This is a genomic window from Meiothermus granaticius NBRC 107808 (assembly GCF_003574355.1).
GTDB classification, from domain to species: Bacteria; Deinococcota; Deinococci; order Deinococcales; family Thermaceae; genus Meiothermus; species Meiothermus granaticius.
The window spans coordinates 51038-72639 of the sequence record NZ_QWLB01000013.1 but is presented as its reverse complement, the minus strand read 5'-3'; the positions used below and the strand labels follow the sequence as shown (position 1 = coordinate 72639).

General features: G+C 62.1%; 19 protein-coding genes. 7 read left to right on the top strand and 12 right to left on the bottom strand.

Features of this window, described 5'->3' with window-relative positions; genetic code table 11:
• Positions 1 to 46: 46 nt before the first annotated feature.
• A complete protein-coding gene (locus Mgrana_RS06405) occupies positions 47 to 940 on the bottom strand; it encodes an AEC family transporter (RefSeq protein ID WP_119356776.1) in 894 nt (297 codons plus the stop codon).
• A 109-nt stretch (positions 941 to 1049) separates the two neighbouring features.
• Between Mgrana_RS06405 and Mgrana_RS06400 the strand changes: the two genes are divergently transcribed.
• Positions 1050 to 3089 (top strand): TRAP transporter permease, encoded by a 2040-nt coding sequence (locus Mgrana_RS06400; protein WP_119356780.1) that lies wholly within the window; start codon positions 1050 to 1052, stop codon positions 3087 to 3089.
• 26 nt (positions 3090 to 3115) lie between these two features.
• Here the strand turns inward: Mgrana_RS06400 and Mgrana_RS06395 are convergent, their stop codons facing one another.
• Both Mgrana_RS06395 and Mgrana_RS06390 read right to left on the bottom strand, forming a co-directional pair.
• Positions 3116 to 3805 (bottom strand): molybdenum cofactor biosynthesis protein, encoded by a 690-nt coding sequence (locus Mgrana_RS06395; protein ID WP_119356775.1) that lies wholly within the window; start codon positions 3803 to 3805, stop codon positions 3116 to 3118.
• 9 nt (positions 3806 to 3814) lie between these two features.
• Positions 3815 to 4750 (bottom strand): HrcA family transcriptional regulator, encoded by a 936-nt coding sequence (locus Mgrana_RS06390; protein ID WP_119356774.1) that lies wholly within the window; start codon positions 4748 to 4750, stop codon positions 3815 to 3817.
• A 238-nt stretch (positions 4751 to 4988) separates the two neighbouring features.
• Here Mgrana_RS06390 and Mgrana_RS06385 point away from each other — a divergent pair, with 238 nt between their 5' ends.
• From Mgrana_RS06385 to Mgrana_RS06365, 5 genes are all read left to right on the top strand, one after another.
• On the top strand, positions 4989 to 6353 hold the full coding sequence (locus Mgrana_RS06385; protein WP_119356773.1) for an ammonium transporter: 1365 nt from the start codon (positions 4989 to 4991) through the stop codon (positions 6351 to 6353).
• A 9-nt stretch (positions 6354 to 6362) separates the two neighbouring features.
• Complete coding sequence (locus Mgrana_RS06380; RefSeq protein WP_119356772.1) at positions 6363 to 6713, top strand: P-II family nitrogen regulator; 351 nt, start codon at positions 6363 to 6365, stop codon at positions 6711 to 6713.
• Positions 6714 to 6827: 114 nt separating this feature from the next.
• Positions 6828 to 7961: a SpoIID/LytB domain-containing protein gene (locus Mgrana_RS06375; protein WP_119356771.1), complete on the top strand. Its 1134-nt coding sequence runs from the start codon at positions 6828 to 6830 to the stop codon at positions 7959 to 7961.
• 100 nt (positions 7962 to 8061) lie between these two features.
• Positions 8062 to 9309 carry a S41 family peptidase gene (locus Mgrana_RS06370; RefSeq protein WP_119356770.1) on the top strand — a complete coding sequence of 416 codons (1248 nt, stop codon included), beginning with the start codon at positions 8062 to 8064 and terminating at the stop codon, positions 9307 to 9309.
• Between the two features lie 8 nt (positions 9310 to 9317).
• The gene (locus tag Mgrana_RS06365; RefSeq protein ID WP_119356769.1) at positions 9318 to 10670 is read left to right on the top strand and encodes a S41 family peptidase; all 1353 of its coding nucleotides are present in this window, start codon (positions 9318 to 9320) and stop codon (positions 10668 to 10670) included.
• Here the strand turns inward: Mgrana_RS06365 and Mgrana_RS06360 are convergent.
• The 9 genes from Mgrana_RS06360 to Mgrana_RS06320 form a co-directional block, all read right to left on the bottom strand.
• Positions 10651 to 11142: a gluconokinase gene (locus Mgrana_RS06360; protein ID WP_119356768.1), complete on the bottom strand. Its 492-nt coding sequence runs from the start codon at positions 11140 to 11142 to the stop codon at positions 10651 to 10653. The genes Mgrana_RS06365 and Mgrana_RS06360 overlap by 20 nt on opposite strands.
• On the bottom strand, positions 11139 to 11552 hold the full coding sequence (locus Mgrana_RS06355) for a phosphoribosyltransferase (RefSeq protein WP_119356767.1): 414 nt from the start codon (positions 11550 to 11552) through the stop codon (positions 11139 to 11141). The genes Mgrana_RS06360 and Mgrana_RS06355 overlap by 4 nt, the downstream gene beginning before the upstream one ends.
• Entirely contained in the window at positions 11549 to 12823 is a 1275-nt protein-coding gene (locus tag Mgrana_RS06350) for a lactate racemase domain-containing protein (protein WP_119356766.1), read from the bottom strand. The genes Mgrana_RS06355 and Mgrana_RS06350 overlap by 4 nt, the downstream gene beginning before the upstream one ends.
• Positions 12824 to 12828: 5 nt before the next feature.
• Positions 12829 to 14256: a glucuronate isomerase gene (uxaC, locus tag Mgrana_RS06345; protein ID WP_119356765.1), complete on the bottom strand. Its 1428-nt coding sequence runs from the start codon at positions 14254 to 14256 to the stop codon at positions 12829 to 12831.
• On the bottom strand, positions 14256 to 15074 hold the full coding sequence (locus tag Mgrana_RS06340; protein WP_119356764.1) for an SDR family NAD(P)-dependent oxidoreductase: 819 nt from the start codon (positions 15072 to 15074) through the stop codon (positions 14256 to 14258). The genes uxaC and Mgrana_RS06340 overlap by 1 nt, the downstream gene beginning before the upstream one ends.
• The gene (locus Mgrana_RS06335) at positions 15071 to 15907 is read right to left on the bottom strand and encodes a carbohydrate ABC transporter permease (protein ID WP_119356763.1); all 837 of its coding nucleotides are present in this window, start codon (positions 15905 to 15907) and stop codon (positions 15071 to 15073) included. Before Mgrana_RS06335 ends, Mgrana_RS06340 begins: the two co-directional genes overlap by 4 nt.
• Position 15908: 1 nt before the next feature.
• Entirely contained in the window at positions 15909 to 16688 is a 780-nt protein-coding gene (locus Mgrana_RS06330) for a carbohydrate ABC transporter permease (RefSeq protein ID WP_170146413.1), read from the bottom strand.
• Between the two features lie 222 nt (positions 16689 to 16910).
• A complete protein-coding gene (locus tag Mgrana_RS06325) occupies positions 16911 to 18134 on the bottom strand; it encodes an ABC transporter substrate-binding protein (protein ID WP_119356761.1) in 1224 nt (407 codons plus the stop codon).
• A 9-nt stretch (positions 18135 to 18143) separates the two neighbouring features.
• A complete protein-coding gene (locus tag Mgrana_RS06320) occupies positions 18144 to 20378 on the bottom strand; it encodes a TIM-barrel domain-containing protein (protein ID WP_119356760.1) in 2235 nt (744 codons plus the stop codon).
• Between the two features lie 197 nt (positions 20379 to 20575).
• On the opposite strand from Mgrana_RS06320, the gene Mgrana_RS06315 reads away from it, so the two are divergent.
• The gene (locus Mgrana_RS06315) at positions 20576 to 21565 is read left to right on the top strand and encodes a LacI family DNA-binding transcriptional regulator (RefSeq protein ID WP_119356759.1); all 990 of its coding nucleotides are present in this window, start codon (positions 20576 to 20578) and stop codon (positions 21563 to 21565) included.
• The last annotated feature ends 37 nt before the right edge of the window (positions 21566 to 21602 follow it).

Sequence of the window (21602 nt, the reverse complement as noted above, 5' to 3'; positions counted from 1 at the left end):
CCCCCCAATCCCTCCCCCTAGCGGCTGGGCTGAGCCCTCCCTCGGCCTAACCAACCCCAATGGCCAACAGCGCCAGGGGAAGGGTGATAAACGATAACACCGACGAGGCCACCACCGCTCGAGCCGCTCGAGGGGCGTCCCCGCCGAATTCCCCAGCCATCAAAAAGGCATTCACCGCGATGGGCATGGCACTTTGCAGCACCAACACCTTGATGTCTAGGGGGTGCAACCCCAGCATCCATCCCGCCAGCGCGGCCAGCAGGGGGGCGGCCAGGAGCCGTAGGCTGCTGGCTTGAAGCTCGTAGGCCCCCCAACTGGCCTTAGAGGCTGCGATCTGTATGCCCAGGGTCAGAAGCATGACCGGGATGCAGGCTTGTCCGAGCAGGTGCACCCCCTGGTCTAGCCCGAGCGGCAGCGGCAAGTTCAACCCCCGCACCAACAGCCCACCGGCCAGCGCCCAGAACAGCGGCAGCCGCAAGGTGAAGAGGAGGCTCTGCACCAGCCCACCCCCCCGCAGGAAAGCCGGCCCAATGCCGAACATCAAAACGCTGCTGGCGATGAAGTACACGATGGCCCGATCCAACCCAGGCTGCCCTAAGGCAAAAAAGGTGAGGGAGAGCCCCATGTTCCCCGAGTTGGGGAACGTAGCCGAGGCAATGAGGGTTTTGCGCTGGGGGGGCTCGAGCCTCAGCCAGTGGCTGAGCCCCAGGCTGAGCAGATACAGAAAGGCTGAGGCCAGAAAAAATGCTGCACTGATGCCAAAAACACTGCTCCCGGTGAGTTTGGCCCGCAGCATGGCATCGAAGATTAACACCGGAACCAGCACGTAAATCGAGAGCTTGGAGAGGGTTTGCAGGTCGAACTCGATCCGCTTCCCCACGAAAAATCCGACCAGAACGATAAAGGCAACCGGAACCACCACCTCGAGCAGAGCCTGCATAAACTTGGATAGCTTATCAAGCAGCCCGGCAACCCGTCAGGGGGCTGTGGAGGGGCTGTCGAGGACGCCTCTGTGCCGTATAGTGATGCATCGGTTGGAGGAGGGGAGCATGGCCGAGGCAAAAGCGGCTCAGGAAATTCTCGAGGAATCTGAGTCGGGAGGGCGTAAGCCCAAAAACTGGACCCGCTGGCTTATCTTCGCGGTAGCGGTGGGCTGGACGATCTTTCAACTTTGGGCTACCCAGCTGGGCACCATTGATTTGTTTGTCTTGAAGTCCATTCACCTGGCCTTTGCCTCGATGTTGGCTTTCCTGGTCTATCCCTACGGCAAAAGGAGCCCAAGGGATCGCGTCCCCTGGCCAGATCTTGTGCTGGGGCTCTTGGCCGTAGCTGGGCCGCTGTACATCGCCATACAGTTTCAGGCCATCAATGAACAGCAGGGTGGGGTTGCGAATGCCCGGGACATCTGGTTTGGCACCCTGACCATCCTCTTGCTGTTGCTGGCGGCCTGGCGGGTTCTGGGTCGGGTGATGCCGATCATCGCCCTGGTGTTCATCCTGTTCAGCCTGATGGGGCCGAAGGGGGTGTTTCACGTCTCCCTGCCCAGCTGGCTGCAGTTTCATGCTGGGTTTAGCTGGCCCCAAGCGGTCAACCAGCTTTACCTCACCTCGGAGGGGATCTGGGGTACCCCCATTGGGGTCTCGGCCAGCTTCGTGTTCTTGTTCGTGCTGTTTGGGGCGCTTTTGGAGCGGTTGGGGGCCGGATTGTTTCTAATCCAGGTGGCCTACAGCCTGCTGGGAACCTCGAGGGGAGGGCCGGCCAAGGCCGCAGTGGTGGCTTCTGCGCTGCACGGCATGGTTTCAGGCTCGTCGGTGTCCAATGTGGTGACCGTGGGGTCGCTGACCATCCCCCTGATGAAACGGGTGGGTTACCCTGCGGAGACGGCGGGGGCCATCGAGGTCGCCAGCGGCTCCAACGGCCAACTGATGCCGCCGGTGATGGGTGCCGCGGCCTTCATCATGGCCAATTACCTCAACATTCCCTACAGCCAGCTCATCATCTACGCGGCCCTTCCGGCTTTTCTAGCCTATGCCACGCTTTTTGTGGTGGTGCACCTCGAGGCCCTTCGTCTGGGCCTGAAAGGCGTTCCCAGAAGCGAGCTCCCCCCCCTGGGCCCCATTCTGCGCTCAGGTTTTCATTACATTCTCCCCCTGGCCTACCTGATCTATGCCCTGGTGATTGCCAAAATCAGCGCTGAGCGGGCGGCCCTCAACACGGTTGCGCTGATTGTGGTGCTGATGTTTGCCCAGGAGCTCTTTCGCAGCCTGCGAGCTGGAAAAGGCCCTCTGGCCGGGCTGCGCAAAGCCTTCCTGCTCACCATAGATGGCTTTGAAAATGCCGGGCGGGGGATGGTGGGCATCGCCCTGGCTACGGCCAGCGCGGGGATCATCGTAGGGGTGGTCACCACCACGGGTTTAGGCCAGGGGCTGGCCCAGGTGGTCCAGTTCCTTTCTGGCGGAAACATCATTTTGGTGCTGATCCTGGCCCATCTCACCAGCCTTTTGCTGGGGATGGGGCTGCCCACCACAGCCAACTACATCGTGATGGCCAGCTTGGTGGTGCCTGTGGTCTTGAACATCGCTGACCCTGCGGCGACCAACCAGGCCCTCAAGATCGCGGCTCACATGTTTGTCTTCTACTTTGGCATCATGGCCGATTCCACCCCGCCGGTGGCGCTGGCGGCTTATGCGGCCTCGGCCATCGCCAAGTCGGACTTCTGGCGCACCGGCATCCAGGGGTTCGTCTACGAGATGCGCACGGCGTTCCTGGCCTATATGTTTTTTTTCAATCCGGCCTTGCTTCTGCAGGGGGTTTCGGGGTTTGGGCAAGCCCTCGAGATCGCCGGATTTGCCTTTTTGGGAATGGTGGCTTTTGCCTCGGCCACGATGGGCTTTCTGCATACCAAGGCCAATCCCGTGCAGCGGATTTTGTTGCTGGCCACAGCCTTGCTGTTGGTCACGCCGGGGAGCCTGACCCTCTTCGGGACGACCTTTCCGGCCCTGCTCATAGACGGAATCGGGGTGGGCCTGTTGTTGCTGATCTACCTCTGGCAGCGAACCACCACCCGGGCTGCGAGGGCGGTGCTTTAGAGCGCCCTTCCGGAGGCAGGTCGAAGCTACAGCCGGAATCCTTGAGGGGTATGGCCTTCAACCCAGAATGAACCGTCGGGGCGGACCTCTTTTTTCCACACTGGCAGGATTTGCTTGACCCGCTCGAGGGCATAGCGGCAGCCCTCAAAAGCCTCGGGGCGGTGGGGGGCAGAGACCACGATCACGATCGAGCCTTCTTTGGGCATCACCCGTCCCAAGCGGTGCCACAGGGCAATCCGCCCCAACACCCAGCGCTGGCGCATTTCTAGGGCGATCTGGGCCAGAACCCGCTCGGCCATACCGGGATAGGCCTCGTACTCGAGGTACTGCACTTCCTGGCCTTTGTTGGGGCTGCGGGTGGTGCCCAAAAAGCTCACCACCGCTCCATAGGAGGGTTCGCTGGCCCACTCCACCAGGGGTTCGACCTCGAGCGGGGCCTGGGTCAGGCCCAGGCTTTCCTGGGCCTGGGAGGGGAGGTCTGAACCGCCGGAGACCGGAGGCAAAAAGGCCAGCTCATCCCCATCGTTGAGGGTTTGCTCGAGCGGGGCCAGCTGCTCATTGACCGCGGCCAGCCCCCCGGAGAGCTGTAGAGGATACTGGGCTTCCAGCCTGGCCTTGGCCACCGCCACGCTCGAGCCCGCCGGGAGGTCGAGCTCGAAGCGGGCCTGACCGGCCTGCTCACGGTACAGGGCAAAAAGGAGCACTCGGATGCGCATGGCTATATGCTAACGGGAGGCCTGGGAGGCTTGCTGGCCCATATACACCTGACCGAGGGCATACGCGACGGAGAGGGCTTGGCCGTAGCGCATGCGCACCGGTCCCAGTAGGGAGAGCTCCCCTATGGTGTCGCTCATGGCCACCCCGGCCTGCACCAAAGACAGCCCTTCGCCCTCGCCCACCCGCACGTTGAGGCCGCCAGGCGGGGTGAGCGTCTCGTCGCCGGGGCTTTCAAAGAGCGAAAGGGCCTGACGCAAAAAGCTCAGATTTTGCGCTTCCGGTTCAGAGAGCAGCAGGCCCACCCCCTCACGGTACTCCTCGAGGCTGCCTTGGGCAAAGGCCCGCCGCACGGCCTCAAACAGTTCCCGCAGGGCCAGCGAAGGGGCCTCCTGGGGGCTCAGGGCCTCGAGCGGTCCGTGCAGCCGCCCCTCCGCCTCGTTAAGCTGGGCATCGCTTGGGGAAAACGACAACTCCAGCCGCACCTCGCGCACCCGCCCTCCCTCCATCACCCCAACCGCCAAAACCTTGCCGGGGGCGAGTTGCGAGAGGTGCACCTGCAACAGCTTGGGGGCGTGCCGCGGCTTAAGGCGCAGCATGGCCGGGTAGCCGCTCAGGCGGGAAGCCACCTGCACCACCAGTTCCTCGCGGCGCCCCCCAGCTCCGGAAAGGGCCTGGGCCAGTCGGTCTAAGGTGGCTTGGGGAAAAGGGGTTGGGGGGAGCTTGGAGAGGGCGTAGTGGCGAAACCCCTGACGGGTGGGGATCCGCCCTGCAGAGGTATGGGGCTTGGTTACCAGCCCTGCATCCTCGAGCTCGATCAGCTCATAGCGGGTCGTCGCAGGGGACAACGATAACTGCTGGGCCAGGATGCTCGAGGCCACCGGCGTTTGGGTGGCGATGTAGGAGTCCACCAAAAGATGCAAGATTCGCCGCTGCCGCTCGGTCATGTACAGCTCTAGTGTAGAACGCTCAGGGCCAAAAGGGGTATCCCTGCGGCTAAACCCTCGAGCCGACCAACTCCCAGTGTCCTTTTGATAAGAACAAATGTGCTATTTAGCAATAACATATTGCACAAAATACCGAATATATTGACATATTGTGATTCTAAAAAATGACTTTTGATTTCAATACAGTTGACACTATGCCAAATCCTTGATAGCCTCAGGCCCAGGAGGTATGAGACTGATGAGCAGCCTGCGCAAGTTTCTTGTTGGGGGCACAACGCTGGGTTCGTTGGCCTTTGCTGCTGAGGTGCCCAAGATAGACTCAGGGGATACCGCTTGGATGCTGGTTTCCACTGCGCTGGTGCTCTTGATGACCCCTGCCCTGGGTTTCTTTTATGCCGGGATGGTACGCTCGAAAAATGCGCTCAACACCATCATGATGAGTGTGGCCTCTTTGGGGTTTGTGGGGATTGCCTGGGCGGTGCTGGGGTATAGCCTGTCCTTTAGCGAGGGCAATGGATGGATTGGGGGCTTGAGCAAGGCCTTTCTGAGTGGGGTGGGCCTCGAGCCCACCGGGGCGGTTGTCCCCCTCACCGTCCCGCACGTCCTTTACATGGCTTTTCAGGCCACCTTTTGCATCATCGCGGCGGCGCTCGTCTCCGGGGCCATCGTCGAGCGGATGCGCTTTGTGCCTTACCTGGTTTTCATTACCCTTTGGTCCCTGCTGGTCTACGCTCCGGTTGCGCATATGGTCTGGGGTGGAGGTTTCCTGGGCAAACTGGGGGCTTTTGACTTTGCCGGGGGCACGGTGGTGCACATCAATGCCGGTATTGCGGGTTTAGTGGCGGCGATGGTTCTGGGCCGACGCAAGGACTTTGGTCGTCAGGCCATCCTGCCCCATAACGCCACCTATGTCGTGTTGGGCGCGGCCTTGTTGTGGTTTGGGTGGTTTGGTTTCAACGGCGGGAGCGCGGTTGCTTCGAACGGCCTGGCGGGTTTGGCCTTTGTCAACACGATGCTGGCCCCAGCCGCCACGTTGGTGGTTTGGATCCTACTGGACATTCTGCGCACGGGCAAAAGTACCGCGGTGGGTGCGGCGACCGCCATCGTGGTGGGTCTGGTGGCCATTACCCCGGCTTCTGGTTTTGTCTCCCCGATGAACGCTATCGTTTTGGGGATTATTGCGGCCTTTCCCAGCTACTTCGTGATCCTCTGGCGGGCTAAAACCAAGCTAGATGATTCCCTGGATGTGTTTGGGGGACATGCCATTGGTGGCATTACCGGAGCCCTCCTCACCGGGGTTTTGGCCCAGAAGGTGTTTAACGGCATCGGGGATGGCTGGCTATACGGCAACGCCAGCCAGTTTTTGATTCAGCTTTTGGCGGTAGGGGTCTCTATTGCTTACAGTGCCCTAGGAACCTTTGTGCTGCTGAAGCTTATTGGGGCCTTGACCCCACTCAGGGTTCCGGTAAAGGAAGAGGGGATGGGACTGGACATCACCCAGCATGGCGAGGAGGCTTACACCAGTGGTGAGGGGGCGATCTTGGTTAATGCGGACCCGATTGCTCCGGCAACCAGGGCTCGAGCCGTGGGGGGCACCGACTAGGGGGCGAACATGAAAATGGTGGTGGCAATTATTCGTCCAGAGGTGCTTAATGGTGTGCTCGAGGCCCTGTTCAAAGCCGAAGTGCGGGGGCTTTCAATCAGCCGAGTGCAGGGCCATGGGGGGGAGACCGAACGGGTCGAGACCTACCGCGGCATCACGGTCAAGATGGAGCTTTCCGAGAAGGTACGCCTGGAGATTGGGGTCTCGGATCACTTTGTAGAGCCCACCGTGCAGACCATCATCCGCGCAGCCCGGACCGGAGAGGTGGGGGATGGGAAAATTTTTGTGCTGCCGGTAGAGAAAGTGTACCGCATCCGTACGGGCGAAGAGGATACGGCCGCGGTTACCCCGGTGTTCTAAGGAGGGCGGAGATAGAAGCGGTGGGCTTTGGCCCACCGCTTAGGCTATGGAGCTGGCCGCGTAACATGAACGCGGTTTTGGGGGAGCGCTGCGTATACTGAACCCTGATTGCCTATGCTGCGCCTCTTCGCTCTCGCTCTCCTGCTCCTGGGCACTGCGTTAGCCCAAAGCTCGGACTTGCTGCTGCGGGTGTTGCTGGCCCAGGGCAGCGCGGGAACGGTCACCCTGGGCAACCACCAGCGGATTACCAGCCTCGGCGGGCAGGCCTTTGGTGCGGGAACGGTCAGCGTGAGCGTGGGAGCGGGCGGGGTGCAGCTGGATGGGCAAGCGGTGGGTCCTTGGGTGGAGTTGGCCGCGCCGGATGGTTTCAGCCTGAACGGGCGGCCTTACCGGGGAAACTTGCTGGTGGTATGGCAGAACGGCCAGATCCTTTTCATCAACCGGGTTTGGCTCGAGGACTACCTCTTGGGGGTGGTGCCGAGCGAGGTCCCGGCCTCCTTTCCGAAAGCGGTGTTGCAGGCCCAAGCCATTCTGGCCCGGACCTTTGCCCTCTACCGGCTTAATCCGGGGGGGCTTTATGACCTCTGCGCCAGCGAACGTTGTCAGGTGTACTTGGGGCGGGCCGCTGAAGAGGCCCCTCAGAGCGAGGCGGTTTACGCCACTCGAGGGCTGATCGTGAGCTATGATCAAAAGCCCATCAGTGCGGTCTACCATGCCGACTCCGGAGGTTATACCGCGGCAGCCTCTGAGGTCTGGGGGCAGTCCTATCCTTACCTTCAGGCTAAACCGGATCCCTACTCCCATAGCCCAGGGGGAACCTGGACCCGCACCCTCACCCCAGGCGGGGTAGCGGAGGCCCTGGCCGGTTTGGGGATCTTGGTGGGCACTGTGCAGGCTTTGCAAACCCTTCAGTACAGCGAAAGTGGACGGCCGCTGGGCCTGCGGGTGGTGGGGAGTGCCCGCAGCATCAACCTCGATAGCACCGCGGCCACCAAGCTGCTGCGGGGACTGGGGATGCCCTCCACTCGAGTGCAGATCAACGGTTGGCAGGTCCTGGGTCAGGGCAACGGACACGGGGTGGGGATGAGCCAGTGGGGGGCCCGGGGGTTGGCCCTGCAAGGTTGGGATTACCGCCAAATTCTGGGCTACTACTACCCAGGCACCTTTTTGAGCAGCTTTGGGGTCGTTGCTGGGCTACGGGAGAAGCTCGACGCCCTGGGCTACCGCTTGCTCACCGCCGAAAAATAGTGCACTGGCTCGAGAAGCCCCTGCACTGAAGGGAAATCATGAGCCCTGACTGAGCAGATGCGTCCATGTTGTCCTAATCTTTTTCTGCTTATATTGAAGCATGACCCCACGAACATCGTTGGTTGCTGGTTTGTTCGCAGCCTGTTTTCTCGGCTCCGCCCTGGCCTCCCCGGCCCAGGACCTCTTTGATCAGGCTACCTTCCTGATTGGGTTTTACTACAACGGCCCGGCAAAGGTACAGGGCTTCCGCGAGCTGCGCAAAACCTATCAACCCCAGTTGGATCAGCTCTGCGCTGCGGACAAGGATAAATGCGGCTTCGAGGCCGCCCGCAAGGTAATTGGCAACATCATCCAGACCATTGGTGACCCTTTCACCCAGATCATGACCCGCAGCGAGCTGGCCGATGAGCAGCGGTATGGAGCTGGGCTAGGGCCTGCGGCCCCGCGCATCGGGGTGTGGACCCGGCCTGCCCCGCAGGGGCTGGTGGTGGTGGAGGCGTTCCCTGGTGAGCCGGCTTATGAGGCCGGGGTGCGGCGGGGGGATGTGATCACCGCGGTCAACAATGCCCCGGCCACAGCCCAGGCGCTGCAAAGCGCGGAGGCCGCCAAAAACCCCATCGCCCTGAGCGTGAGCCGCCAGGGGAGTGCTAAGGGACTAAACCTGACCCCTCGAGTGGCCGAGCAGAGCATGCAGCCACGGTTGGATATCAACAACGGAATCGCCTATCTGCGGGTCTACCATTTCTATGCCTCGGACAGCTTTAGCCCGGCTGAGGCCATCTACAATGCGGTGCGGCAGGCCACCCAGCGTGGGGCCAAGGGCATCGTGTTGGATTTGCGCGACAGCCTGACCGGCTATGACTCCGAGGCCCTGCTGGCGGCAGGGGCCTTCATTCCCAAGGGGGGGTTTGTTTATGACCGCCGCTTTCAGGGTGCGGACGAGACCCATACCCTCGAGAACGGCCAGCTTTACAACCAGCCCGAAGGCCAAGAGAAGCAGCTTGAAAACCAAGTTTCCCAACCGATCCTGACCAATTTGCCGATGGTGGTGCTGGTCAACCGCTACACCTTCAACTCCGCCGAGATGATGGCCTACTTCCTGCAGCATGCGGGCCGGGCCAAGGTGGTCGGGGAGCCTACGGCTGGGGCCTTGGGGATCTCTGGCAATGCCGAAGGCCCGCTGATCAATGGGGAGTTCGTGGCGGTGGCTAGCCTGAAGCTGAAAAACCTGGACGGTTCACCGTTTCCCGCTCGAGTCACCCCCGATGTACTGGTTCCTGAAGACCTCAATGCCCTCAGCAGCGGGCGCGACCTGGCTTTGGAAAAAGCCCTCGAGCTGCTGAAATAGGTGAATCTATGCGTAAACCCTTCGTTGCCGCGCTCCTTGTCTGGGCCAGCCTGGCCCTGGCCTCCCCGGCTCAGGATCTCTTTGATCAGGCCAGCTTCTACCTGCAGTTTTACTACAATGGCCCCTCAACCACCAACCTTAAAGAACTCACCGCAAAATACCAAGCCAACCTGGATTCAGCCTGCGCCAGCCAGAAAGATACCTGCCCCTACGACCAAGCGGTCAAGGTGATTGAGGGGATGGTGGCTGAACTGAACGATGGCCACACCTACTACCAGACCCCGGAGGAACTGGGCACCTTTCAGCAGCAGCGCCAGGGCAGCGCCCCTTCCAAAGTGCTGCGGATCGGCCTGACCCATACCGCCATTCAGGGCTCGCACGACCGTTTGGTGGTGGATGTGGTGGAGGGGGGGCCGGCCGATCAGGCGGGGTTCCAGTATGGCGATCGGATCACCGCGGTCAATGGCAAGCCCCTCAACAGCCTCTCGAGCGATGACGAGGCCGTGAAGTTCCTCACCGATCAGGTACAGACCGGTAAGCCGGTCACGATCTCGATCGTGCGGGGGCCCCAGCGGCAGCGGCTCGAGCTGACCCTGACCGGGCGCGAGATCAACCTTTCCCGGGTCCCCTCGCTCAAGATGCGCCCGGACGGGGTGGCGGTGCTGAAAATCCCCGATTTCCTAGCGGATGGCAAGGTGGGGGCTAAGGTGCACGAGCTGGTCAAGCAGGCCCAGACCGAGGGGGCCAAAGCCATGATCCTAGACCTGCGGGGCAACGGGGGAGGCAGCGCCCTCGAGGCCCTGATCAGCATGGCGGCTTTCGTAGACGATCCCTATGTGGCCTTTACCGATCGCTACAACACCGAGCGCACGGAAATTTCCATCAAGAACGGCCAGGGCAGCATCCGCAACAAAGACGGCACCGAGCTCCAGCGCTTTAGCATCCCCGGCTATACCCAGTGGAAGGGCCCGCTGGTGGTGTTGGTGGACCAAAGGAGCGCTTCTGGCGCAGAATACCTGGCCTCGGCGATCCAGTTGGCCAAACGGGGGGTAATCGTAGGTGAGCCCACGGTGGGGATTGGCAACACCACCACCCGCACCTTTAACCTGATCAACGGCGGTGGGATCAACATAGCCTATAACCGTGCGTACCTGGCGAATGGCCAGAGCTACCCTGCCCAGGTGCGTCCAGATATCCAGGTGAGCGCAGACCTCAACCTGCTGGCCAACAATGGGCGCGATGTCCAGATGGAGAAGGCCCTCGAGGCCTTGGGGTTTAAGGCCGCCAGCGGCGAGCTCCAGCCGGTATGGGGTCTTGCCTCTGGCCTGCCACAGCCGCTCCTCAGGGCCGGAGCTGCTTGAGCACTTCCCGAAGGTTGTCCTCGAGCGACCGGGAAATATCCAGCTGGATGGCGTTGGTGGGGGGCTCGAGGGTCTCGAGCTGGCTTTGCAAGAGGCTCACCGGCATGTAGTGCTCCCGGTTTTGCATGCGCTGGGCAATGAGTGCCGGGTCGCCGTGCAGAAACACATACCGAACCCCCTCTAGACCTCCGCTCAGGGTGGTTCGGTAGCTTTCCTTGAGGGCCGAGCAGGCCAGCACCAAGGGGTTATCTTCGGCCAGATGCTGCTCGATCAGGCCCCGCAGCCGCAGCAGCCAGGGTTCGCGGTCGGCATCGGTGAGGGGCTGGCCGCGGGCCATCTTGTCGCGGTTGGACTGGGGATGATAGTCGTCGGCATCGGCGAAAGCCCAGCCCAGCCGCTGCGCTAAAGCCTGGCCCAGGGTGGTCTTGCCCGAGCCCGAGACCCCCATCACGATCAGGACTTTGGGGCTCATTCCACCCTCCAGGGCCAGTCCACGCAATCGTGGACTTCGGGAAACAGCACCAGGTCGGCCTTACCTTTGAGGGTCAGGGTGGTGAGGGTGGCGCCCTTCAGGTAGGTCTGGGCCGCTTGCAGCGTTGCACCTGTCACACTGACATCATCCACCAGCAGAACGCGCTTTCCGGTGGGGTCGAACGGGATGGGCTGTAGCAACTGGGGCTGGGGCCGCTGGGGCCGGTTGTGGTCGTCGCGGTAGTTAAGGTGCAGCAACACCAGCGGAACCCCAAGCTGGTGGGCGACCATGCTGGCCGGGACGATGCCCCCTCGAGCAATCCCCACCACCACATCCACCTCGGGTAGCTTCAGCTCGCGCAGGCGGGCGCTGATGGTGTGGAACTCGAGCCTGACCTTGACCTTGCTCATGCGCCCTCCTTCACCCTGTACAAGGTCTCGCCCGCTTTGCGGACCAGCAGCACCCCCTCAGCTTCACGGTTGGCAAAGTCCTCGGGGTTGAGGGTGTCGGGGTCGAGGTAGCCCAGGTTCAACCGTTGGCAGTCCTCCGGGCCGATGCGGCTGGCCAGGGTGACCCGGATTCTGGGATGCTCCTGCCCATTCATCCAGGTGCCGCTCCCCCGCACGTGGGTGCTGTGGGCCAGCACCCCCAGGGGCACGTGCTTGAAGCGCTCCCACTGGTTCAGGAAATACGGGACGGTGTGGTAGCCAATCTCGTAGATGTACTTGCCGTGTACCTTGCTCACCGTATCGAGGTGTGGGGCGTAGATGATCAGCTCCCCGCCATCGGCCAGGGCGGGGTCGAGCTTGTACATGGCCTTGCCGGCGGTCCAGAGTTCGTCGTACATGGGCGGGGCCCAGGAGAGTACTTGTTTGAAAGGCTTGTCCACCCAGACGATATGACGTTGGCTCGAGAGGTCTGCCGCCGCACTCCAGGCCGAGATGTGGTCGCCCACAAAAACTCCCGCCAGCCCGCTGCCCTGCACCACCAGCGCAATGAGGGTGATGGGCGTGGGCACGTGACGGGCCGCCTCGTGGATCAGGGCCCGCACCGGGGTGTCCTTGAGGCCGATAGTGCCGCGGACGGTGGCCAGTGCGCCCAGCCAGTGGGTCACGTTGATCATCTCGGGGCCGCTGATGCCGGGGAAGAGGTACTTGGCCCCACCGGAAAACCCCACCACTTCATGCGGGAAGGTGGGGCCCAGGATGATGATTTGATCCGCTTCTACCGCAGCCCGGTTCAGCTTCACCTGCACGTCCCCGCCCAGGGTGGGGTGCCAGCGCTCGCCCGCGATCTCCATGACCCTGGCCTGGGGAACCACCCCGACGGTTGCCAGCGCATCGGGGTCCTGCCAGGCGTGGTTGTGGAGGCCGACGTACCGGTAGGTGGTGTGGCGCTCCTCGGCGCTGATACCCACCAGCTTGAGCATCTGGGCCTCGTCCAGCGGCGGGTGCGTACCCAGCGCGATCATGAAGTCCAGCGTTTTCACGTCGTCCAGGATGCCTACCAGCATCCGGAAGAGCTGCGGCAGCGGCAGGGTGCGGGTGTGGTCGGGGATCAAGACCAGCACCTTTTGCCGGGTAAAGCGGCCCCGCAGGGGCTCGAGGGCTGCTTGAATCTGGGCCTCGCTCAGCAGGGCCCCGCCGGCGGCTTGAGCTTGGGAAAGAGGAGCAGGGTTCATAGCGATCAAGGCTGGGAAATCAGGGTGAGCTCATAGGCTTCTACGGCTAGGTCGTGGGCGGCCAGCCGCATCAGGCGGTGGGCTTCCTCCAGGGTCAGGATACCCCGCTGCACCCGCCGGGCCAGCCAGTTGGCCCCCACCCGCCGCCAGATCTCGTGCCGGGCGGGGAGGGAGGCAAAGGCCCGGGTGTCGTCGTTGAAACCGGCGGTGTTGTATAGGGTGGCGGTCTCGCTGACCGCGTCCAGATAGCGCTCGATGCCCAGCACGCTGTCAAAGAACCACCAGGGCGCACCCAGCCGCACGCCGGGGTAGTGCCCGGCCAGGGGGGCTAGCTCACGGCCATAAGTGGACTCGTCCAGGGTAAAGAGTACCAGCCGAAGGGGTTTCCCCTGCGAGGGGTCGCCAAAGGCATTCAGCAGCGGCTGCAAGCCTCGGGTCCAGTCCACCGCATGGGGGATGTCCGCGCCCATGTCTTCGCCCATGCGCTCAAAGAGGGTGCGGTTGTGGTTGCGGGTCACGCCCAGGTGAAGCTGCATCACCAGGCCGTCTACCTCGGCGCTCAGGCAGGCTTGGTCGAAGAGGGCATGGGCCTCGAGCTGCTCGGCCTGCTCGGGGTTGATGGTGCCCTTCAGAGCCAGCGCAAACAGCCGTTCGGCCTGGCCCTGCGATAGGGGCTCGATCCGGACGTTTGCGGTGCTGTGGTCGGTGGCGGTGGCCCCGGCCTGCTTGAAGACCCGGCGCCGCTCCAGGAGCGCCTCGAGCAGCCCCCCATAGCTCTCGATGCTGCGGTTAGTGGCGGCCTCGAGGCGACCCAGCCGCGCCTTCCAGTCGGGCCGCAGCACCTGCAATAGCCCATCCGGGCGGAAGGTGGGGATGACCCGGTAGCCGTCCCGTTGGGCCTTGAGATGCGGGTTTATGTCGTCCTCGGGGGCGTCAGTGGTGGCCAGGACTTCGACTCCGAACTTTTTGAACAAGGCTCTGGGCGTGAAGGCTGGGGTATCCAGCGCAGCCTGGATTTGCTCATAGAGCGCACGGGCATTTTTGGCATTTGGCTTCTCGCTCACCCCGAAAAGCCGGGTGAGCTCGAGGCGCAGCCACAGCCCGGTGGGTGTCCCGTCAAACAGGTGAAAGTGCTGGCAGAAGGTCTCCCAGGCCTCCAAGGGCGCATAGGCCCCTTCCGGCAGGCCTACCCCCAGGCGATCCAGCGCTATGCCCTGGGAGTACAGCAGTCGAAACACGTAGTGATCCTGGCGGATGAGCAGCTCGGTGGGGTGGGCGAAGCGGGCCTCGGGGTCGGCCAGGAGCGTGACCGGGACATGCCCGTGGGGGCTGATCAGGGCCAGGGACTCGACCCCCTGGTAGAGCTCGAGGGCGGTCTCGCGCACGGCGGGCTCGGGGTCGAAAAGGAACGTTTCGGAAACCTGCCAGCCCATCACACACCCCCAAAGGCGCTGAAACCGCCGTCCACCGGCAGCACTACCCCGGTCACAAACCGGCTCTGGGGGTGCACCAGGTAGCGCAGGGTGCTGAGCAGGTCTTCGGGCGCCCCGAAGCGGTTCTGCGGGGTATGGGCCAGGATGGTCTGGGCCCGCTCGGTCAGGCCACCGTCTTCTTTCAACATCAAGTAGCGGTTCTGTTCGGTCAGGAAGAACCCCGGCGCAATCGCGTTGACCCGCAGGCCGGGGCCGTAGGCCTGGGCCAGATGCACCGCCAGCCACTGGGTGAAGTTCACCACTGCGGCCTTGGCCGCACTGTAGCCCACCACCCGGGTCAGGGGCCGCACCGCTGCCATGCTGGTGATGTTCACGATACAGCCGGATTGGCGCCGGGCCATGCCCGCCCCGAAGGCCTGAGTGGCCCGCAGGGTGCCGGTGAAGTTCAGGCTCATCACCTCCTCCACTGCGCTCAGGTCCAGGGCAAAAAAGTCGCGGTCGGGGGCCGTGGAAGCCGCCGGGCGGTTGCCCCCAGCGGCATTGACCAGGATGTCGGCCCCGCCCTCGGCTTCTACTTGTGCTGCGGCCTGCTCGAGCGAGGCCGGATCCAGCACATCAAAGGCTAGCGGCAGGACTCGAGCCCGCACCTCCGGGCTGGCCTGCAACGCCTCCAGGGCTTTCAGGGCCGAAGCCTGGCTGCGAGCGCCCAGGTAGACCCTGGCCCCGTCCTCGGCCAGGGCCAGGGCCATGGCCCGCCCCAGGATGCCGCTGCCGCCGGTCACCACGGCCCGCTGGCCTTCCAGTATGGGCTGGCTCATCCTTTCACACTCCCTGCGGTCAGGTTGCTCAAGAAGTAACGTTGCAGCAGTAGAAAAACGATCAGCATGGGCAGCAGGGTGATGACCGTGGCGGCCAGCAGGGTGCTCCAGTCCACCCCGAACTGCCCCACCAGGCGGGCCAGGGCAAGCTGCAGGGTGGCTTTTTGTTCGCTCGAGATCACGATAAAAGGCCAGATGAAATCGTTCCAGCGCCAGGTGAAGCTGAAGATGGCCAGGGTAGCCAGGGCTGGGACGCTGAGGGGCAGGATGATCCGCCAGTAAATACCCCACTCGCTCGCACCGTCCATCCGCGCTGACTCCAGAATCTCGTCGGGGATGCTCAGCATGTACTGCCGCAGCAGGAATACCCCGGTCGGGGTGGCTGCTGGGGGGATGATGATGCCCCACAGGCTATCGGTCAGGCCCATGTTGCGCAGCACCAGAAAGATGGGCACCATGATCACCTGCAGGGGAATCATGATGGTGGCCAGGGTCAGCAGGAAAAGCCCCTCTCGCCCCACGAAGCGGTACTTGGCCAGGGCGAAGGCCGCCATGGAGTTGGTCAGGAGGGCAATCAGGGTGCTCATGGTGGCCACGAAGAAGCTGTTCCAGGTGTAGGTGGCAAAATTGCCCACGGTCAGTGCGCTCTGGTAGTTGGCCAGAGTGGGTTCCTTGGGCAGCAGGGTGGGGGGCAGCACATACAGCTCGGCGCTCGGCTTGAAGGAGGAGAGCACCACCCAGATCACCGGCACCAGGAAAAGGATCGCCAGCCCGATCACCACCCCATCGCGCAGGATGCGGCCCCAACGGCGTTTTTGATTTGCGGTGGTCATGCTAGCGCTCCCTCGAGACCCGCATCTGCACCAGGGTCAGCAGCATCAGGATGGCAAAGAGCACCACCGACTGGGCGCTGGCATAGGTGGGGTTAGCCCCTTCAAAGGCCGTCAGGTAGATGTTTTGCACCAGGAGCCGGGTAGCGTCACCAGGGCCGCCGTTGGTCAAGACCAGGATGATCTCAAAAGCCTTGAAGGCGTTGATGGTGGCCAGGATGGTGACCAGCAGGGTGGTGGGGGCCAGCAGGGGCAGGGTGATTTGCCAGAACTGCTGTCGGGGGTTGGCCCCGTCAACCTCGGCGGCCTGATAGAGTTCAGCCGGAATGGTGTTGAGTCCGCCGATGAAGATCACCATGTAAAACCCTGCCATAGACCAAACGCTGGCTAGAATGACCACCGCCCGGGCCCAGTTGATATCGGTCAGCCAGGGGACGGGTGACTGGCCCAGGCTGCTGAGCAGGGCGTTGATCACCCCCAGATCGCTGCTGAACATCCAGCGCCAGGCCACCCCGACTACCACCGGGGAGAGGATCACCGGCAGGTAGAAGCCGATGCGGGCCAGCGAGGTGCCCAGGCTGGTAGCACGAAGGGCTAGGGCCAAAGCCAAGCTCAGCGCCACCACCAGCAACACCACCAGGAACACATAAACAAGGGTATGAAGCAGGGAGGACAGGAAGGCTTGGTCGTGCAGCAACTTGCGATAGTTTTCCAACCCCACAAACTGCTGGAGCCCACTGATGAAGTTGCCCCGGTAAAAGGAATAAATGAGGCCGTAAACCATAGGCAACAGCACAAAGATGCCAAAGATAAGGGTGTTGGGCGCTACGAAAAAATAAGGTGTGAGAAGCTTGCCTAGCCTGTGCCCCATAGCGCCTCCCGTGCAGGGGTATGCGATGGAAAATGACCAGTTCCTAAAATGACCGTAGCCTTCAAAGAGCGAGGCTCATCCCCTGGTCTTTCCAGGGAGTGCGTCCATTGCTCCCTGGAAAGACCGGAAAGCGGCCTACTGGCGCAGGAGCTTGTTCCCCTCGGCCTGGATGGTCTCGAGGGCCTGCTTGGGGGTTTGTTGGCCCAGCAGCACCTTCACGATTTCCCCGCGAATAAAGGTGTTCATCTGGGCCATGACCGGATTGGCCCAGTCTTTACCCACATAAGCTGGGGTAACGCTAAGATCCGATTCGTAGATGGCGATGGCATCATCGAATTGCCCATACTTCATGCCCTTGGCATCTTTGCGGGCCGAGAGCACCATGTTGTCCTTGGAGAAGGGCAAGTTGATCTCTTTGCTGGTAATCCACTGGATGAATTTGGCCGCTTCATCCGGGTTCTTGCTGTTTTTGAACCCCATTACGAATTTGCCCCCAGGTACGGTGCTGCGCATTTTGTCGCGGGGCAGCGGCATCACCCCCCAGTTGAAGTTTTTGATTTGCGCAAACTGAGATAGGTTCCAGTTCCCAGACATGTACATGCCGGAGAGGCCGCTGCGGAAGAGGGTGCTGGGGTCATCGTTGGAAAGCCACTGCCCTTTGGGGATGAAGCCATCCTTGAAGAGGTCTGCAAAAAAGGTCAGGGCCCGCAAGCCTTGAGGGCTATCCACCACAAACTTTTTGCCGCTTTCGTCGATATAGCGCCCTCCGGCTTCATACAGCAGGGTGCTAAAGCGATAGGTGGTGAAGTCGTAGCTCAGGGCAAAACGGCACTTGCTGTTGTTGCGCACCTTATCCATGGCCTCACGCCACTGCTCCCAAGTCCAGACATTGAGGCTGCTGGTGGGGGCCTTGACCCCGGCCTCGGCAAAACAGTCCTTGTTGTAGAAAAGGCCGTTGGCGGTCACATCCAACGGAGCCCCGATGATGCGGGACTTACGATAGATAAAGGGGATTTGCGAGGGCAAGAACTGATTTAGAAAGCTGGCCGAGTCTACATAGGTGGAGAGATCCAAAGCCACTGGTTCAAATTGGGCGATGTTGGCGGTCACAACCCGGGCTACGTCAGGTGGGGTATTCCCAGCCACCATGAGCTCGAGCTTCTGGGTGAGCTGCTGGAAGGGCACGTAGGTTACCTCGACCTTGGTGTCAGGGTTGGCTGCTTCATACATCTTGATGTACTTATCGAGGATAGCCTGTTCGGTGGGGGCTTCGGTGAACCAAACGATCTGTAGGGTCCCTTTGGCTAAAGCCAAGCTACCCAAGAGCAAAACCAGCGCCAAAAGCCAAACTTTTCGCATACAACCTCCCTATGCCCGCGTGCTCAGAGTGACGGCACGGGGGCTCTGCTCGAGCGTTTTCCAGTTGCTGATCACCTTGAACTTGCGCGGGTCTTCTGTGGCCAGTTGCACCTCCAGTTGGGTATACGGCAGGGGATAATTTCCGCGGGCTTCGAGCCGCAGTTCGACGACCTCGTGGGTAGAAGTCAGGTCTAGGTAGATGTGGGTATGCGTTCCTCGGCGATAAGCCAGGGTTTCCCCGTCGTCCTCGTAAAGCACAAACCGCGACCGGCCTTCCCCACGGTGGGGGAAGAGCAAGACCTCTCTCCGGGTGTCGTGGGCCGGGCTAACCCAGGGCATTACCGGTCCCAGTGGCACCATCGCCCCCTCGCGCACCAGCAGCGGAACCCGCTCCAGTGGCGCCGGGTATTCAAACGTGCCCTGGTAATAGGCTCCGGTATGCCAGTCATACCAGCCACCGGGGAGCTCGAGGCCGACCCTGCGCTGCCCTGGCACCCCCACCGAAGGGAACAGCAAAAAGGGTCCCAGCAGGGCATGAAAGCCGGGATCCTGGGCTAGGTCGGGAAACTCATACAACAGGGGCCGCTGTATGGGCGCACCGGACTGGGTGTACTGCCAGGCCAGCGAGTAGAGGTAGGGAAGCAGCCGGTAGCGCAGGTGCAGGGCCTCCTTCACTGCGCTGAACACCTCTGGGTAGCTCCAGGGCTCGGTCGGGGGCTCTTTCCAGGAGTGAATGGAAAACCGTGGATAGGCCACTGCCTGCTGTACCCAGCGCAAAAAGAGCTCGGGGCCGGGCGGCTGGCCGAAAAAGCCCCCCACGTCGTTGCCGTTGAAAGCAAAGCCACTCAGAGCCAGCCCCATCTCGATGGGGTTGCCGAAGCGGAGGTTTTTCCAGTTGCTGGTGTTGTCGCCGCTCCAGGTCTGGGCCAGCCGCTGCACCCCCAGCGAGGCCGAGCGGGAGATCAGAAAGGGGCGCTTGTCCTGAAAGGCCGGATGGCTTTGCAGGGCCTGATGGGAAGCTTGGGCCATGCCCAGAATCTGCTCGCTGGGGTAGGTCGGTCGGCCCTCCGCGTTGAAGGCTTCGTCGCCCAGAGCGTACTCGTTGTTGTCGTTCCACACCCCCTCGATGCCGCGATCGAGCAACTCCCTCTGAACGCCCGCTATCCACCACTCCCGCGCCTGGGGGTGGGTGAAGTCCAGCCAGGAGGCGTCCCCACTCCAGAAAGGGGCCACATGGGCTTGCCCATCCCGGTTGCGGATGAAGCTGCCCGCATCCCTTAGTGCCGCGTAGTCCGGGTGCCCCTGCAACAGAGCAGGCTTGATGTTGGCGATGAGCCGTAGGCCCTGGGACCTGAGCCCTGCAACCAGTGCATCAGGGTCGGGGAGGGTGTGCCGGTTCCAGTGGAACACATAGCGCTTGCCTTCGTGTAGGGTATAGCCGCTGCTAAGGTGGAAGCCATCGCAGGGCACGCCCTCGTCCCGCAGTTGCTGGGCGAACGCCTGTAGGCGCTCCGCCGGGTTAGGGGCATCGGTGTAAGCCATACCTGAGGCCAGGTAGCCCAGGCTCCAGCGGGGGGGCAGCTCGGGCCGTCCGATCAGCCCGGTCATGCGCTCGAGCAGCTCGGGTAGGCTATTGGCCGAAATCACCAGGTAGCGCAGGTAGTCAGCTCCCCGCACCAGGGTATAGGTGAATAGGCCGTGGTAGTGGTGTCGCTCGCAGCCAAAATCGAAGACCATGGGATGTGGCTGGTCGTACAGGAGAGCACTCCACAGGTCTTCAGCGTGTCGGGTGATAAAGAGCGGTATGTGCTTATACAAGGGGTCGGAGAACTCTGGATCGTAGTGGCAGGCATCGCGGGGTTCCAGGCGATACCGCCGGCCATTGCGCTGCAACACCCCGCTCACCTCGCCCAGACCGAAATAGAGCTCCCCTTCGTGCTGTACGCGGGTATGCCGCAGCCCCTCGGGCGAAAACTGATACCCGACCTGGGGATGGTCTTCAAGCACATCCCTGCCCTGGTACCAGACCCGCAAGGCCGGTGGCCCAGGCTGCCAGGTGATGGAGAGCGCACCGCTCGAGACATGCCCTTCCCCCTTTTGTTCCCAGGGGAGGGGGGCTAGCTCAGGCAGCACGCTGGTATGAACTGCGTTACCCAGGGTTACGCGAAGGGCATAGGGGGTGAGGCGCTCGAGGCGAAACCCAGCGGGCCCCGTGGAGGTGGTTTGCGGCAGATTAGGTGACATAGGAGGTATCAGACCGGTTTGCAGGGTAAGAGCGATTTAGAAAGCGCTTTCCAAATAGTTTTGCACCCCGTTTGATTTTTGTCAAGCCGGCGGGCGAGAAAGCCCTACCCTTGGAGCTGAAGGAAAAATCGGGGGTATTTCCCTGAAGTGTGGCCTCGAGATTGGAGCTTGGCCCTACTTATCGTATACTTTGGGCTATGCGAAAACCCGTTCGCATCTTCGAGGTGGCCAAAGAAGCCGGGGTTTCCCCTGGCACAGTTTCCAAGGTGCTGAACGGAACCCAGCGTATGGCTGCAGCCACCGAGGCGCGAGTTTGGAAAGCGGTTTCTAAGCTGGGATATCAAGCCAACCTTCATGCGCAAATACTCAGCACGGGGCGCTCGAGGGCCCTGGGGATCGTGATCCTGGATATTCTGAACCCACACTTCACCGCCTTGGTCAAGGGGTCAGGTCAGGTGGCGACTGAAAGGGGGTACACGGTATTGCTGGCCGATGCCGAAGAGAACCCCAAGCGCGAACAGGAGCTCATCCAAAGCCTCCGCGCCCGCACTGATGGCCTGATTCTGGCGGGCTCGAGGCTCACCGATCAGGAGATCGCCTGCCTGCACAGCCCCGAACAGCCCATCGTGACCGTGGGGCGACGCATCGCGGGGGTACCTTCGGTCACGGTAGATGAGTACACCGCCTCCCTACAGTTGGCCAGCTACCTCGTCGGGTTGGGATGTCAGCGCATCCTCTATCTGGCCGGTCCTCCCTTTTGGGTCAACCAAGAGCGGGAGCGGGGCTACCGGAACGCACTCGAGCAAGCGGGCCTAACCCCGCAGGTGCTGAGCCTGACCTCCCCGGACCTGCTCGGCGGGGAGCAAGCCAGTGCCTTGCTTTGGACGATGCAGCCCTTTCCCGATGCGGTCATCTGCTATAACGACTTGGCGGCCATTGGGTTGATGGCCTCGCTCAAGACCCTGGGGGTGCGGGTGCCTCAGGAGGTTGCCGTGGTGGCCTTCGGGAACCACCCCCTGGCGGCCCACCTCTCGCCGAGCCTGACCCATATGGAGATTCCGAGCCGAAGGCTGGGCGAGCTGGCGGTGGGTTTGTTGGTAGGGCTGCTCGAGCAACCCCAGGAAGAGCCTCAGCCGGTTATTCAGTACGCGGTATTGCGGCCCCGTGAGTCGAGCCGCATTGGATAATTGGCCCGGTAAGCCCGGCGCTGCTCAACTCGAGCCT

Excerpts from the sequence above, each read along its gene's own strand:
- Mgrana_RS06330 (WP_170146413.1), bottom strand. The coding sequence starts at position 16,688 with ATGGTTTACGGCCTCATTTATTCCTTTTACCGGGGCAACTTCATCAGT.
- Mgrana_RS06385 (WP_119356773.1), top strand. The coding sequence starts at position 4,989 with ATGAGCAGCCTGCGCAAGTTTCTTGTTGGGGGCACAACGCTGGGTTCG.
- Mgrana_RS06340 (WP_119356764.1), bottom strand. The coding sequence starts at position 15,074 with ATGAGCCAGCCCATACTGGAAGGCCAGCGGGCCGTGGTGACCGGCGGC.
- Mgrana_RS06350 (WP_119356766.1), bottom strand. The coding sequence starts at position 12,823 with ATGAACCCTGCTCCTCTTTCCCAAGCTCAAGCCGCCGGCGGGGCCCTG.
- Mgrana_RS06320 (WP_119356760.1), bottom strand. The coding sequence starts at position 20,378 with ATGTCACCTAATCTGCCGCAAACCACCTCCACGGGGCCCGCTGGGTTT.
- uxaC (WP_119356765.1), bottom strand. The coding sequence starts at position 14,256 with ATGGGCTGGCAGGTTTCCGAAACGTTCCTTTTCGACCCCGAGCCCGCC.
- Mgrana_RS06315 (WP_119356759.1), top strand. The coding sequence starts at position 20,576 with ATGCGAAAACCCGTTCGCATCTTCGAGGTGGCCAAAGAAGCCGGGGTT.
- Mgrana_RS06335 (WP_119356763.1), bottom strand. The coding sequence starts at position 15,907 with ATGACCACCGCAAATCAAAAACGCCGTTGGGGCCGCATCCTGCGCGAT.
- Mgrana_RS06400 (WP_119356780.1), top strand. The coding sequence starts at position 1,050 with ATGGCCGAGGCAAAAGCGGCTCAGGAAATTCTCGAGGAATCTGAGTCG.
- Mgrana_RS06370 (WP_119356770.1), top strand. The coding sequence starts at position 8,062 with ATGACCCCACGAACATCGTTGGTTGCTGGTTTGTTCGCAGCCTGTTTT.
- Mgrana_RS06325 (WP_119356761.1), bottom strand. The coding sequence starts at position 18,134 with ATGCGAAAAGTTTGGCTTTTGGCGCTGGTTTTGCTCTTGGGTAGCTTG.
- Mgrana_RS06395 (WP_119356775.1), bottom strand. The coding sequence starts at position 3,805 with ATGCGCATCCGAGTGCTCCTTTTTGCCCTGTACCGTGAGCAGGCCGGT.
- Mgrana_RS06380 (WP_119356772.1), top strand. The coding sequence starts at position 6,363 with ATGAAAATGGTGGTGGCAATTATTCGTCCAGAGGTGCTTAATGGTGTG.
- Mgrana_RS06405 (WP_119356776.1), bottom strand. The coding sequence starts at position 940 with ATGCAGGCTCTGCTCGAGGTGGTGGTTCCGGTTGCCTTTATCGTTCTG.
- Mgrana_RS06365 (WP_119356769.1), top strand. The coding sequence starts at position 9,318 with ATGCGTAAACCCTTCGTTGCCGCGCTCCTTGTCTGGGCCAGCCTGGCC.
- Mgrana_RS06360 (WP_119356768.1), bottom strand. The coding sequence starts at position 11,142 with ATGAGCCCCAAAGTCCTGATCGTGATGGGGGTCTCGGGCTCGGGCAAG.
- Mgrana_RS06390 (WP_119356774.1), bottom strand. The coding sequence starts at position 4,750 with ATGACCGAGCGGCAGCGGCGAATCTTGCATCTTTTGGTGGACTCCTAC.
- Mgrana_RS06355 (WP_119356767.1), bottom strand. The coding sequence starts at position 11,552 with ATGAGCAAGGTCAAGGTCAGGCTCGAGTTCCACACCATCAGCGCCCGC.
- Mgrana_RS06375 (WP_119356771.1), top strand. The coding sequence starts at position 6,828 with ATGCTGCGCCTCTTCGCTCTCGCTCTCCTGCTCCTGGGCACTGCGTTA.